Source organism: Collimonas humicola (assembly GCF_018304945.1).
Taxonomy (GTDB): Bacteria; Pseudomonadota; Gammaproteobacteria; order Burkholderiales; family Burkholderiaceae_D; genus Collimonas; species Collimonas humicola.
This window is the reverse complement of record NZ_JAGQEE010000001.1, coordinates 1033297-1046185: the sequence shown is the minus strand read 5'-3', so window position 1 is coordinate 1046185 and position 12889 is coordinate 1033297. Positions and strand designations below refer to the sequence as shown.

17 protein-coding genes are annotated in these 12889 nt (G+C 52.7%); 5 read left to right on the top strand and 12 right to left on the bottom strand.

Going from position 1 to position 12889, the window contains the following annotated elements; translation table 11 throughout:
• Positions 1-20: 20 nt before the first annotated feature.
• A complete protein-coding gene (locus KHU30_RS04750) occupies positions 21-260 on the bottom strand; it encodes a hypothetical protein (RefSeq protein WP_211441456.1) in 240 nt (79 codons plus the stop codon).
• On the bottom strand, positions 260-739 hold the full coding sequence (locus KHU30_RS04745) for a hypothetical protein (RefSeq protein WP_211441455.1): 480 nt from the start codon (positions 737-739) through the stop codon (positions 260-262). The genes KHU30_RS04750 and KHU30_RS04745 overlap by 1 nt, the downstream gene beginning before the upstream one ends.
• A 32-nt stretch (positions 740-771) precedes the next feature.
• Here KHU30_RS04745 and KHU30_RS04740 point away from each other — a divergent pair, with 32 nt between their 5' ends.
• Positions 772-1047, top strand: a complete 276-nt coding sequence (locus KHU30_RS04740; RefSeq protein ID WP_211441454.1) for a hypothetical protein — start codon at positions 772-774, stop codon at positions 1045-1047.
• A gap of 2 nt (positions 1048-1049) precedes the next feature.
• Here the strand turns inward: KHU30_RS04740 and KHU30_RS04735 are convergent, their stop codons facing one another.
• From KHU30_RS04735 to KHU30_RS04700, 9 genes are all read right to left on the bottom strand, one after another.
• Positions 1050-2780: a DNA cytosine methyltransferase gene (locus KHU30_RS04735; RefSeq protein ID WP_211441453.1), complete on the bottom strand. Its 1731-nt coding sequence runs from the start codon at positions 2778-2780 to the stop codon at positions 1050-1052.
• Complete coding sequence (locus KHU30_RS04730) at positions 2777-3013, bottom strand: hypothetical protein (RefSeq protein ID WP_211441452.1); 237 nt, start codon at positions 3011-3013, stop codon at positions 2777-2779. The genes KHU30_RS04735 and KHU30_RS04730 overlap by 4 nt, the downstream gene beginning before the upstream one ends.
• Positions 3014-3060: 47 nt before the next feature.
• Entirely contained in the window at positions 3061-3411 is a 351-nt protein-coding gene (locus tag KHU30_RS04725; RefSeq protein WP_230427182.1) for a hypothetical protein, read from the bottom strand.
• Between the two features lie 25 nt (positions 3412-3436).
• Positions 3437-4315, bottom strand: a complete 879-nt coding sequence (locus tag KHU30_RS04720; RefSeq protein WP_211441451.1) for a hypothetical protein — start codon at positions 4313-4315, stop codon at positions 3437-3439.
• Positions 4302-4883: a hypothetical protein gene (locus tag KHU30_RS04715; RefSeq protein ID WP_211441450.1), complete on the bottom strand. Its 582-nt coding sequence runs from the start codon at positions 4881-4883 to the stop codon at positions 4302-4304. The genes KHU30_RS04720 and KHU30_RS04715 overlap by 14 nt, the downstream gene beginning before the upstream one ends.
• Entirely contained in the window at positions 4883-5896 is a 1014-nt protein-coding gene (locus KHU30_RS04710) for a hypothetical protein (RefSeq protein ID WP_211441449.1), read from the bottom strand. Before KHU30_RS04710 ends, KHU30_RS04715 begins: the two co-directional genes overlap by 1 nt.
• A 61-nt stretch (positions 5897-5957) precedes the next feature.
• Positions 5958-6164 (bottom strand): hypothetical protein, encoded by a 207-nt coding sequence (locus KHU30_RS04705; protein ID WP_211441448.1) that lies wholly within the window; start codon positions 6162-6164, stop codon positions 5958-5960.
• Complete coding sequence (locus tag KHU30_RS25360) at positions 6161-6295, bottom strand: hypothetical protein (protein WP_268907164.1); 135 nt, start codon at positions 6293-6295, stop codon at positions 6161-6163. Before KHU30_RS25360 ends, KHU30_RS04705 begins: the two co-directional genes overlap by 4 nt.
• Positions 6292-6534 carry a hypothetical protein gene (locus KHU30_RS04700; protein WP_211441447.1) on the bottom strand — a complete coding sequence of 81 codons (243 nt, stop codon included), beginning with the start codon at positions 6532-6534 and terminating at the stop codon, positions 6292-6294. Before KHU30_RS04700 ends, KHU30_RS25360 begins: the two co-directional genes overlap by 4 nt.
• Before the next feature lie 197 nt (positions 6535-6731).
• Here KHU30_RS04700 and KHU30_RS04695 point away from each other — a divergent pair, with 197 nt between their 5' ends.
• Entirely contained in the window at positions 6732-8579 is a 1848-nt protein-coding gene (locus KHU30_RS04695; RefSeq protein WP_211441446.1) for an ATP-binding protein, read from the top strand.
• A 215-nt stretch (positions 8580-8794) separates the two neighbouring features.
• On the top strand, positions 8795-11101 hold the full coding sequence (locus KHU30_RS04690; RefSeq protein ID WP_211441445.1) for an nSTAND3 domain-containing NTPase: 2307 nt from the start codon (positions 8795-8797) through the stop codon (positions 11099-11101).
• Between the two features lie 37 nt (positions 11102-11138).
• On the opposite strand, the gene KHU30_RS04685 is transcribed toward KHU30_RS04690, so the two are convergent.
• The gene (locus KHU30_RS04685; RefSeq protein ID WP_211441444.1) at positions 11139-11825 is read right to left on the bottom strand and encodes a LexA family transcriptional regulator; all 687 of its coding nucleotides are present in this window, start codon (positions 11823-11825) and stop codon (positions 11139-11141) included.
• 83 nt (positions 11826-11908) lie between these two features.
• Between KHU30_RS04685 and KHU30_RS04680 the strand changes: the two genes are divergently transcribed.
• Positions 11909-12184, top strand: coding sequence for a transcriptional regulator (locus tag KHU30_RS04680; RefSeq protein WP_211441443.1), 276 nt, complete (start codon positions 11909-11911; stop codon positions 12182-12184).
• A gap of 67 nt (positions 12185-12251) precedes the next feature.
• Complete coding sequence (locus tag KHU30_RS04675; RefSeq protein ID WP_211441442.1) at positions 12252-12716, top strand: YmfL family putative regulatory protein; 465 nt, start codon at positions 12252-12254, stop codon at positions 12714-12716.
• Positions 12717-12889 lie beyond the last annotated feature (173 nt).

Here is a 12889-nt window from a genome sequence, read left to right as displayed (position 1 = left end):
CTCAATCATAATTTTTCGACTCATGGCTGTTCGATTTTTTGGTGTTCAAGGGCATGCGCGATGTGTCGTGCATATGTCGATACGGCGCGCCAATATGCTGCCATCGGCCCCTTTCGTTTCGCCCATGATTTCTCGGCTTCGGTGTTGGCCTGGCGTCGCAGGGCGCGCATTACCTTGGCGATGCGAATGCGATCCTCCGCCGGAAGCTGCAGCAAATCTCGGCCGGCTGGAAGTTGAAGCAGCGGGTTCAAATAGCCCATTACGTTGCTCCCTGGGATTGCATGGCTGCATCGATCGCTTTGCGCAGAGAGATTCCCTCACCAAGTGAAATCCGGTTACGATCGTAAAGGGATGTTTTGATCGGCGTGCCGCGACCGCCGGTCTGCCACTGCAGTGCATGGATGTGGTCTTGAGCATCAAGCCAGTCCATGCGCAGCGTGTCACCGTGATTTTGTGTGATAGCTGCGGCGTATGCTGCCTTAAGGGCGCCGTGATCCTCGTGCCGGCAGAAGAGCATCATCGCGAAGTTCGCGACGTCGATGGGATCGCCTTTGGCGACCGCTTTTAGGAGCAGTTGCGCCAGGTGCTCTCCAGTGCGCTGGCCCATGTCGTTCCAGCCGGCGCTACCTTTCTCGCGCTTCAACTGAAGTTTTTTCTTCATCGCGTTAGCCAGCAGATCGACCGCATGGTCGTCCAGCACCGCCGCTTCATCGTGACACTTGAATGGGTTTGTGGTCATGGTAGGATTGCCTTTTGATGTAGGAGATCGCTATGGCTGAACGCGTGAATGTTCTTTACAGCGGATTCGAGATTTCGGTGCTCCCGGTTTTGGAGTACGGACCGCCTCCTCCAAATCCAAATTATTCGTATACAGCCTTCATTTGCCGGCCGGGGGATGTGGATTCGAAAGGGGCCGGAATGAAAATTCTGTATTCGCAGGTACTTCCTGTGTATTCGAATGAAGCGGCCGCAGTCGCTGCCGGACTTCAGCAAGGAAAATTGATCGTCGACGGCGCAGACCCACATCATTCGATTAAAGGGCTGTAGATTCATGCGGCCCTCGCAATCTCGCGCTCATGGGCGAAGTTCAAGGCGTTGTGAATGCGGCGGCCTAACCACAGCATGCAAGTGACGGCCATCGAGTTGCCTAACGCTTTATAGCGCGGCCCATCCGGCGCCATTTGCTTCGCTTCCATCCGAGTGATATGTGGATACTCAGCGCGTAGGTACACGATCCATTCTTCCATCTCGTGGGGTTTGACGGACGAACCGCGTGCGGTCGGGATTAGTGTGTAATCGTCTGGGAATCCCTGCAGGCGTTCGCACTCACGCGGCGTAAGGCGACGAACTGCCATCCCGATCATTGCCATCGGAATACCTTGTCCAGGCTTGCCGCCACCCGTTGATAGCGCCCCAGTACGGCTGCCATCACCACCCTCTATACGAATCTCCGAACGGCTGTTTTCGGCGAAGGCCGCTACAATCGGTTGGCCGCGCCCAGTTCCATCTTCGCTGGCATCAAATCCTTCAGCCTTCAGTGTGTGCGTCAGGTCGCCAGTGACACAAACCGCCTGCGCCTGTGGGCTTGAACCACCCAAGGCCCCGAACACATGATCGTTACTAATCGGATCCTGGCGACAATCGAATGCTATTGCCGGCTGCTGGCCGCCATTGGCATGACTCTTATCGTGGTTACCAGATCGCAGGGTTGGCGAAAGGTCGACACAGGTATCGCGACCGTTGTCTTTGCTGCTGAATGCGATAGGGGCAGCCGCGCTGTATGCTGGCACCAGCATGCCGCACTCTGCATCCTGTTGAGTCGCGCTTCCGGCGGCCTTGCCATTTGACAGCAACGTTCCTGAGACATGCTGAATTAGGAACGTTTCAGTTTCGAAGTCCATTCTTCCGCTGGCACTGCCGCATGCGTTGCGCGCTGTGGCGACATCTATGCATCCACTCGTGTTATTTCCACCGAAGGCTACTGGTTGCAATCCTTCGGCGCATTCGAAATCTGTGCCAAATCCGCCACCGCCTGAAGAGCGGCTGCTAATTGTGCCGGTAATGCCTTGCCCCTTTTCACGGCTCGGCGGAGTATCCCGGCGCATGCCTTCGAACTCAAAAAGTACCTCTGTGGGATCGAAGTCGTCTCTAGCACTTGCGACAACGAACACACGGCGGCGTCGTTGGGCCACTCCTGTGTATTGGGCATCGATGACCCTCCATGCGATTGTGCGCTTGGGTCCATAAACACAACCAGCGTTCGGCCATGACTTTCGCCGACGCTTGTGGTCCCTTGGAGGTTCGAGCTCGCAAGCTTCGCCGGCAAGCCCACCCAAAAAGCAGCCGAACGCATTCGTTTTATCTGAGAGGACGCCGGGGACATTCTCCCAAACGAGAATAGCGGGTTGCTCTCCGCGAAGAGATCGAGTTGTGTCAATTGCATCTGCGAGATTTACGTAAGAAATTGTAAGTTGACCACGAGCGTCATTAAGGCCATTGCGCAGGCCGGCTACCGAGTATGCTTGGCACGGTGTACCGCCAACTAAAACGTCGGGAGGTACGACGTCGCCGGCACGCACCATTGCTTCTATCTTCGTCATGTCGCCCAGGTTAGAAATTTTTGGATAGTGATACGCTAGGATGTTGCAGGGAAAATTTTCAATTTCAGCGAACCATGCCGGTTGCCAGCCCAGTTGATGCCAGGCTACGGTCGCCGCTTCAATACCGCTGCATACAGATCCATACTGCAGTGGCGGAATGATGGGATTGTCACTTTTCATTGAGTTGCGAGTCCCGCCAACGCTTTGATTTCCTTGGTGGTTATACCGGTGGCCTCGTGCAGCTTTACCAGCAGCGTGGAGCCAAGCGGTTGCACGCCGTTGCGCACTTTGCTGATAACAGGTGGAGCGACTTCGAGTGCCCGAGAAAGGGCAGCGTCGTTCTTCAGCTGCAGTAGCTCCAACACGGTATCGAGCATGTGAGCGACGGAGTTCGTTGATTCGTTGGTTTTCATTGCGGTCCTTATAGGTAGATTCGTTAAAATGGGGGGATTCGGTTTGATTACTGCATCTTCTGTTCGCCGCGGCGGTTCGCTTGATGCGTCCGCCATGCTTCAATCGTTGCTTGCGCCGCGACCATCTTCCAGCGGTGGACTTCATCTAGTTCAATCGCGGTGCGCATGGCTTCGAGGTGCGCGATATATTCGGGACTGGAGTAGGCGTCGCGCTCCTGGGCTGTGAGGGTCTTCTCGGAACTAGCGGCCATACAGTTGGCCTTGATCGTTTTCCGAAACTCTTCCATGTAGATGCGATTGGCGCGGGAGATCGCGGCCTCGCCGGCCTGGAAACGTAGGAAGTCGAGCGCTTTCTGAGCGGCTTCATCGCTGAAGTGGTCTATCCTGGTTTCGGTCATAATATGTTCCTATCTAAATACCGGATTACTTGCGGCGGGCGGTGATGCCGGCCTGCGGGAAGGCGCGAACGCCATCAATCTTCATGTTCGCTTTCAGCGAGGTCGCCATCTGCTTGATTGGCGTCATGTTTGCTTGCAAGAACGTGATGTACTGAGGATTGGCAGCCACATACTTAACCAGCGTTAGCAGGTCGGTGACTTCAGCAGTCCAACGCTCTGAAGTGGATACGCCGGCAATCTTTGGCGCCGCGCTGGCGACGACCGGGGCGGTCATGACGCTGGCGATGGTTTGATTGAGCGTGACGCGAGCGTGGGCTACTTCGGCATCTGCTTGGGCGGCGGCCTGCATTTGGGTAGCGGCTAGTGCTTCGGCGCTGGCTTTGTTTGCTGCTTCAGTGTCGCCGGCTGCGGTTGCTTCCTCGGCGACCTTGGTAGCGGCTGCCGCTTTCTCCGCCGCAGCCTGGGCTTCCCGAACCTTCTGATCTGCTGCCGCTTGCTGATCGCGGGCTTCCTTCTCCAGGCGCAAACGTTCTTGGCGGGCCTGTTCGTCGGCGATGCGCTGGGATTCCGCAGCTCTTTTCTTCTCGGCGGTCACATAGTCGAGCATGAGCTTCTTCAGAAACGCGATGCCGGCTTCGCAGCGTTCAATCGGGCCACGGAACAGGTCCATGACTTCCTTCTTCGACGCATCCATCGGGCGGGTGATCTTGAAGCGTTGTTCTGTCAGGTCGTCGACCTTACGCTGGAGCTCCGTCAGCTCTTCGACCGCAATCTCATACATGGCCGGCGAATTGATCGTGATTGAATTCGCGACGGCATTCACGCTATCTGCGACTTTCTCCAATGCCGCCTTCTGAGGCAGAGCGGGGAGGGTGGCGGGGCGGATGTCCTCAACTAATTCCATGTCTTTGTTTCCATTTCCGTAAAGTTAAAAGTGAAATAAATGCTGCAAAATCTGTTGGGTCGGTATAGGGAACCAGTCGGTACGTTCCATCGGGGCGCAATCCCAAGGCGTAGCGGTCGACAATCGCCGCGCCTTCCAAGTTGTGGGTGGCCTGGTAGGCGGCGAGCTGCGGCCCGATCACTGGCCCCAGCGTCATCATCTTCTTGATGTCGAGGACAGCGCGCCGGCCACGCACCGCGCCGGTCCGGTCAGATGTGCCGCAGTAGCCATGAAGCGGGTGATACATGCGCTTCTCGATGGTGTCTGGTACAAAGCCGGTATCGGCGCGAAATGTCTTCCAGCCGGCCAGGTAAGGCAACATCTCCGGAGCCAGGCTGTCTTCATCCAGATCGTCCAGGTCGTGCAACTCGGTCATGCGGTGGACTGCCTGACCTAGCAGTCGGGCGCGCTCCAATGCTTCGGGCGGCACCATCGCGTAATTAATCAAAGGGCTGAGAATCTGCGTCACACTTGGCACAACTTCGCCGTGCCAGCGATATACGTGGCTGGGTTCATCGAAAGTAAGCATCAGGCCGCCGGATTCTTGATCCAGGTCAGAACGTCATTGAAATTGGCGTTCGTAATATCAGCCATGGCAAAGCCAAACTGCCTCTGAATGTCAGTCGAGCTCAGGGCCGCCGTTTCCAGCTTCATCTTGAGGTAGTCAAACTGCGCCTCGGAAAGCGGCGATTCGTTCTTTGGCTCTTGCAGCGGCAGCTCATCCTTTTTTTGCGGTGCAGCGCTTTCGGCCGCTTTGACCGGTTCTGCCGCTTTTGCCGACTTAGATTGAGGCATCTTTGGCGGCGCGGCAGGAAGGTCCACATTCGCGAAAGCTTGTTCCGGTGTGGTGTCGCCTTCTTTAATAGCGGTCAGGATGCCGCGCAAGGTCACGAGCTTTTCCAGGCCAATGTCGTCCGTGCCGGACACGCCCAGCGTTGAGCAGATTTGTTCTTGCGTCACGCCGTAGGACTGAAACGCCTTGATGGCATCGGCGCGTCGATTCGCCAAGGTCTTGAAGTCGCCCATGACAGTAGCGCGCGCCGCGTCGTACATATCAGCCCAGAATGCCTTCGGCACGCCCTTCAAAATAGCGTTGCGAAGCGCGATAGAGCAGGCGGCATTCGCTGTGACGCCGATCATGTCAGCGTTGTAGCGCTTCCCACGGCTGTCCGTAATACGCCGTTGCACCTCATAGGTAATTGCAACGTTCTTCTCCAAATCATGGAAAACGCCCTGTGTCGTCACAAACTCGCCCTGGTCACTAACGACACGTGCGCCGGCGCGGCTATTGCCCCATGCTGACGCGATGACTTCGGCAAAGCGGGCACTCGGGCCTTCGATAGTCTTCCCGGCGCGAGGCAGGGAATAGATACACTCGCCAGCCACTTTTTCAGTCAGAGTCACCATTTGCATGGCTTCGTCGCGAAATCTTTTGATGGAGCGCGGGAATTTGTGTGCGGTCGTGACCTGCTGTTCGATTTCCGACTTGTTCAGCAGCGCAATCGTGCCACTTTCGATCGTCATGATGTCTTGGACTTCCATGTGATTACCCTCAATGTGTTGAATTTGTGACGCCAGAGCGTCGTAGAGTGAACGGGCGCTGCTAATGGCCGTGCTTCAGTTCGGCGTGGCATGCGCGACGAAACGCCAATTTGCTGTTTTCATCGTCCGGCCAGCCGTGCGCTTCGCAGAGATCTTTCAATGTTGGGGCTGCGTAGCTGTCGGTGTCAGTGCAGATTGCATAGGCCGAGAACACGAGCAGAAAAAAGCAAACGGCGAGCAGCCATGAGGACAATGTGGCTCGCGTCATTGCCGCACCATTACAGTTACACCAAGTGCGCCGGCGTCGTAGGCAGCGTCCATCAGCGCATTGCGATCACCGATGTCGGAGTAGGTTTCAGTGCCGCCGTCCTGCGTCTTGATCGTGATTTGAAAGCTCATGCCGGCACCTTGTGCGCATCGCGCATGTGGTCTGGCAATCCTGTTGGCTTAACCTTGCGACCGCATACAGTGCATTTGGCTTTTGGTTTCGGCGGCTGATAGGCTGCTGCTTTGGCCTTCTTTTCCTCGGCCCTGCAATTGCGGCAGCTGCATGGAAAGCCAGGCGCATCTTCGTTAAGAAATACGCCACAACCTTGGCAAAGTGTTCCGTCCAGCATCATGTCTGACATATCACCCATTCCAGTTCCTTTTAGTAAGAATGGAAGAATGTTAAAGTTTAACTTGTAATAAATCAAGTTAAACTTGTAATTAATTTAAACTATATTTCTACGGAGCAATTAGGGGAGAATGTGAAATTGCAGTGAGTGCATTGGAGAGTGGTAGCGTTAATGAATAACAGTTAACAATATTTGCAAACATGCGAAGGATATTTACGATGAAGCTAGCCGAAGTACGAATCCGTAATTTCAGATGCTACAGAGACGAATTTTCCATCTCGTTTGACGCGCTAACTTGCATCATCGCAAAAAATGACGTTGGGAAATCGAGTGTACTTGAAGCTCTTGATGCTTTTTTTAATCTCGAAAAGCTTGATGGCGAAGATCGTGCAATCGGCGTGCGCAACACAGAAGCAATTGAGATCACCTGCGTATTCGACAATATCCCAACTGAATTAGTGGTCGATACAGATGCTGTGATTGCACCGCAAAGCGAGTATTTGCTAAATCACGATGGCCGCTTAGCGATAAGAAAACGCTTCTCTGGTGCGGCCTTGAAATGCGAAGAAATATATGTCGAAGCTCGCCATCCAACTGCTCCAAATTATAGTGATCTATTTAGTCTAACAATTGCGGCTCTTCGGGAACGTGCGCAGGTGCTTGGCGTAGATTTAGGCGGCGTGAATCAAACGGTAAAATCGGCGATCCGTCATGCCATTTGGTCAAGCGTACCGTTGGAAAGCCTCCAGCTTGACGATGTGTCGGTGGAGATAAAAGCGACGATCTGGAAGCCGCTTCAGAATGCGCTTCCGTTATATCAGCTCTTTCGCGCTGATCGTCCAAGTTCTGATCAAGATTCTGAAGCACAAGACCCGATAAAATTCGCGATCAAGGAGGCACTTACAGGAAAGAGTGCTGAATTGGAAGCCGTGGGAGCCTATGTCATGGAACAAGTCGAACAAGTCACGCGCGCGACGATTGAAAAAATACGAGAAATGGATCCAACTCTGGCCGGTGAGCTTAATCCGATTTTTTCATCATTCAATTGGAGCAAGGTTTTCTCCGTTTCCCTTACTGGCGAAGGCCAAGTGCCTTTAAACAAACGGGGTAGTGGAGTAAGGCGTCTTTTCCTAATTAATTTTTTCCGTGCGAAGGCGGAGCAGCTATCAAGTGGGCGCGGAGCTCCAGATATTATTCTCGCCATTGAAGAGCCGGAGACGTCCCAACACCCAAATAACCAGCTACTCCTATTGGAAGCCCTACAAGAACTATCACTGGACTTTGCCAATCAAATTGTATTTACAACTCATAATCCATTGTTGGCTCGGAAAATTGATAGAAACTGCGTGCGTTTTCTCGGCAAGAATGACGTCGGCACACGTTCCGTAGCGCCGAACGACGACGCTACTGCCGCTCTCATCCGCGACACGCTTGGAATACTGCCCAATCACAACATTCGTGTATTCGTTGGCGTTGAAGGCCCGAACGATGTGGAATTCCTGAACCGCATTTCAGAAATATTGTCGACAACTGAAGCCGATATTCCGAATTTATCGGCAGCTGAAAACGCCGGCCAGCTTGTATATATACCCATGGGCGGTTCAACATTGGAACTTTGGACGAACCGCCTTGAAGGGCTTAACCTGCCAGAGATCCATATTATGGATCGCGACGTGGCGCCCCCAGCACCGCCGAAGTATCAAGATGCAGCGAACCGCGTGAATGCGCGCGGGGGAAATTGTCGTGCATTTACAACCACATGTAGGGAAATGGAAAACCTCATTCATGCTGACGCCATCAATGAAGAATTCGGTATAGCACTTGCACCTGTGCGCGACTTTGATGATGTTCCTTTCCTTGTCGCGGAATTAGTGCACGCCTCATCAGGCTCACCAAACGCCTGGGCAGATCTCGACGACGAGAAGCAATCAAGAAAGGCAAGCAACGCAAAGCGCCGCTTAAATCGCGGCGCCATAAGTCGTATGAATTCGGTTCGACTCGATCATTCCGACCAGAGCGGGCAAATACGCGAGTGGCTGAGAATTATTGGGGCACAACTACAATAATTGATAACATTGCTATATATCTTTGATTTTGTAAGCATAGATGAGTAAGTATATATAGGGCAACGATCCGTGACCGCTCGTTGATTGATGGCTACTTTGACATACAAATTGGTGGCTGTTTTCACGCGCGGAACGGTCGCTGCTTTAATGCAAATATGCACGCAGACGTTTGCACGACAGTTGCTCTCGAAAAAAGCGTATGAGGGACACAAGAAATGACGCGCTATGATTTCAAATCATTATCGCCCCAGGATTTCGAAGAGCTAACTCGTGATCTTCTTCAAGCAGAATGGGGCGTAACCGTAGAGGCATTCAAGACAGGGCGCGATCAGGGGATAGACCTGCGGTACAGCTCGCTCGACGGTGGAACTACGATTGTTCAATGCAAGCACTTCGCTGCATCGACCTTCAGTAACCTGCAATCGCAGCTCCGCAATTCTGAGTTGCCAAAGGTTCAGCGACTGCAACCAACGCGATACCTGATCGTGACATCGCTCGGCCTTTCTCCGGCCGACAAAGACAAAGTCGTTGAGACCATGCGCCCATTTATCCTCCGTGCATCGGATGTCATAGGCGCGGGTGATCTGGATGGCCTTCTCGCGCGACATCCCGAGATTGAGCGAGCAAACTTCAAGCTTTGGCTCACGAGCACCTCTGTCATAGAACGCGTTCTCCATAATGCTGAAATCTGCCACACGCAGTTTGAGGTTGAGCGTATACGGAAAAAACTTCCGGTTTTCGTGCAGAACAAGGCGTACCCCCGCGCGCAACAGATCCTGGATGAACAGCGTGTGGCAATTATCTCTGGCGTTCCTGGAATCGGCAAAACAACCCTAGCTGAAATGCTGCTCTATGCGCATCTCGACGATGGCTATGAGCCGATCGTGGTGCAAAGCGACATTTCCGAGGGCAAGAAGCTATTCCGCTCGCAGAGCAAGCAGATCTTCTACTATGACGATTTTTTAGGCCAGACCTTCCTTGGTGATCAGCGTTCCTACCTCAATATGAACCAAGATGTGGCGCTACTCTCTTTTATGGAAATGGTCCGTAGCACCCCACACAGCCGCTTCGTACTGACAACGCGCGAGCATGTACTGCGGCAAGCCTTTCAGATGTCTGAGCGGTTTTTTCAAAGCACTCTGCTGGCTCATAAATGTGTTCTCGAACTTGGCGACTACTCATTCGCGCAGCGCGCACGGATTCTCTACAACCATCTCTACTTCAGCAGTCTGCCGCAAGTGTACAAGGACGTTGTACTCGAGGACGACTTCTTCCTGGAAATCATCAAGCACGAGCATTTCAATCCACGCCTGATCGAATGGCTCTCATCGCTTACGCGATTGCAGTCGCCTCGGTACGACCAGTACAAGCAGAGCATCACCGATTTGTTGCAGTCACCCGAGCGTCTCTGGTCACATGCATTCGAGACACAAATTTCTGATCCAGCACGCAATCTTCTTTTGACACTTTATTCTATCGGAGACCTGGTAGACATAGTCGACCTTGAGCCGGCATTCGAGGCGATCCATCAGGGCGCTTGCGACCGATACCATCGTCCTCGCAGCGCAGAAGATTTTCGCATAGCGCTCAATGAACTTGACGGTGCGTTTCTGAGCTTTCGCTTTGGGCGCGCGAGGTTCCTGAATCCGTCGATTCGTGATTTTACAGCCGGGGTGCTTTGTAGAACTCCAGCTAGAGCGCTCGACATGGTGATCGATGCGACGCGCTTCAAGCAACTGAGGAATATATGGGATTTGGCAACGAAGCGCCAAGATCAGCCTCTGCTAGCGGTTCTTTGTGCCAACGCATCTTTATTGCGAACGCACATAGAGCGCCTTATGTACTGTGAGTCATTGACATGGGAGGACACGCCCAAGGGGCCACGAGGCCGCTATGTTGACTCCGAGGAAGAGACTCGCTTAGCTGTCATAATGGAACTCGCTGAAAGTCTTCACGATTTGATCTTCGTAGACGTGGCCCATATATACGCCGCATTTCTTGTTTCGTATTGGGAGAAGCGGCCTGTATATGTCGGCGCCGCCGTCCGGACTCTTCGCACGATGAAGGAGAGTGTTTGGTTCTGGGCTCAGGGCGGTCAATCGATCTATCGAGTTGTCATCGATGGACTGCTTGCTAACATAAATTCGGTAGGGGCACAGGATTGGATAACACTACTTGAGTTCCCAGACAATGCGCCGGAATGGACTGAAAATGACGAAGAGCGGTTGGGCGAGGGACTTGAGTACTATCGCCGCGACGGTGTGGATTATGATCGTGACAATTGCTCCGACGTCAGCGATCTGGAGGCGTTGAATGTATCACTTAAGGAGCTCAATGAGCGCTTCGGAGTTGACTTCGCACGAACCATCAAATCGATCGAATCTGAGATAGCTGAGCGCGAAGAACGCACTCGTGATGATGATGTCGAAGGAGGCGGATTCTCACGCGGGGCCGACACGTCGCCAGCCGATTTCGTCACGGAGGAGGATGTTCGGGAGATGTTTAAGACCCTTAGAGAGTAAACGCATGGGGACTCAAATGATTACAGCAGGAGAGATTCTAGAAATCTGTACTGCACCAAACTTTAAGAACTCGAGCTAGGACCTCAAAATCCATTTCTGGTTTGATGGTCCATTCTTTGTATGCTTTGTTCTCTGATATAGCGATAATTCCTTCACCCGGTATTCGTTGCAGTCGCTTGATAAAACCTTCGTCACCAACTCTAAAAAAATAAACAGAATCGAACTCAACGGTTTGCACACCTCGATCCACAAGAAGTGGGTCACCTGGATTAAACATGCCTCGCATGGAATCGCCAAATCCGGTGACGATGGCTAAATTATCTACTCCTGTGTGTTGCTTTACGTTCTTTTGAATCCATTCTGGACTTACGTGCCAACTTTGAATTACCCCTGGCTGATCGCGCAATAAAACGCCATGGCCCATCGCCCCACCTGTGTTGTATTGCCGAATTTCTATTTCCTTCGATTTTTCTTTTTGGTCGTGATGAGAGATCACGACGGAAGTCCCTAAGTTTGCGGGGGCTTCTCCTCCGTACATCAGATCAGATTCGGAAATGCCAAAATATTGAGCAATTGACTCCAATCGTTTCTTGCGCGGCATCAGACCTTTCATTACCCATTGTTGGACAGCTTGTGGCGAGACGCCACAATGCGTCGCCAGCGCAGTCATATTTCCGCTGTCTTTTGCATCCAACAATTGTTTGAGCCGATGTTTGAATTCCATGGATAGAAGTGTACAAGCGTACCTTGTAAATAGCATCTAAAGAAATACTTGTATCAATACAAGTTAAACTTTAAAATGATGCGATGAAAACTTCAATTGAGAAGGCTTGCCACATCGCGGGCGGCCAAACGTCACTGGCGCGAATGCTTGGAGTAAGTCCTCAAGCTGTTCAGCAATGGGTTGCAAGAGGGAAGCCGCCTTCGGGTCGTTGTATTCCAATCGAGAATGCTGTTGAAATGGAAATAACTCGTTTTGATCTGCGGCCGGACATATTCGGTAACTCCTTTCAGGGAAGTGCTACCGGCCGGCATGCAATCAAGCTACGAAAATTTTCAGCGTTCTCAGAATTTTGTGACTGATTTCTCATGGCAGAACTATAGCCATAGTTGCTCCAAATAATAACCACCACAAAGAGGGAATGTAGGGATGAATTTACGTCAGTCGTATTTAGGCATGATCAAGGCATTTTCGGGCGGATGGGATGCGATGTGCGGCGCCCTTGGGTACTCGCGAGATGCGTTGGAAAACCGTATATACGAAAAGAAGGGCCAATCACTATGGGTTGAGACTGCATTGCAGATGCAGTCATTGTCGGGAACGACGCTGTTCGCGGAGGCGGTCGCAACTGCAAGCGGTGGTGTGTTTGTGATGTTGCCGGCGTCAAGTGAAATTGACAATGAGGCACTGCTGAGCAAGTTCAACAAGCTGCACACTCATATTGGTCTGTTGTCACGCCGCTTCAACGAGGCAACGGAAGACGGAGAGATCGACAAGCGGGAACGTGCTGACTTGGCTGCCATTGGTGACGAAATCCACAAGCATACCCAGGAATTGCTTGCACTGACCTTCCGCATCTACTGCCGCGGCGAGGAAGAGAAGGTGGCAGCGTGAGCGAACCAATTATATCCATCGCCGGCATCATCCAGCACGCGCATGAAGCGGCGGAGCAGGGCAGGCCGGTGAGCGTCTGCCGGTATCCATTCAATTCTGAAGCAGCAGAGCGTTGGCATGTTGCGTATCACGCGCGCCAGAAGGAGCTACGTGAAATGGCGGCTACATGATTC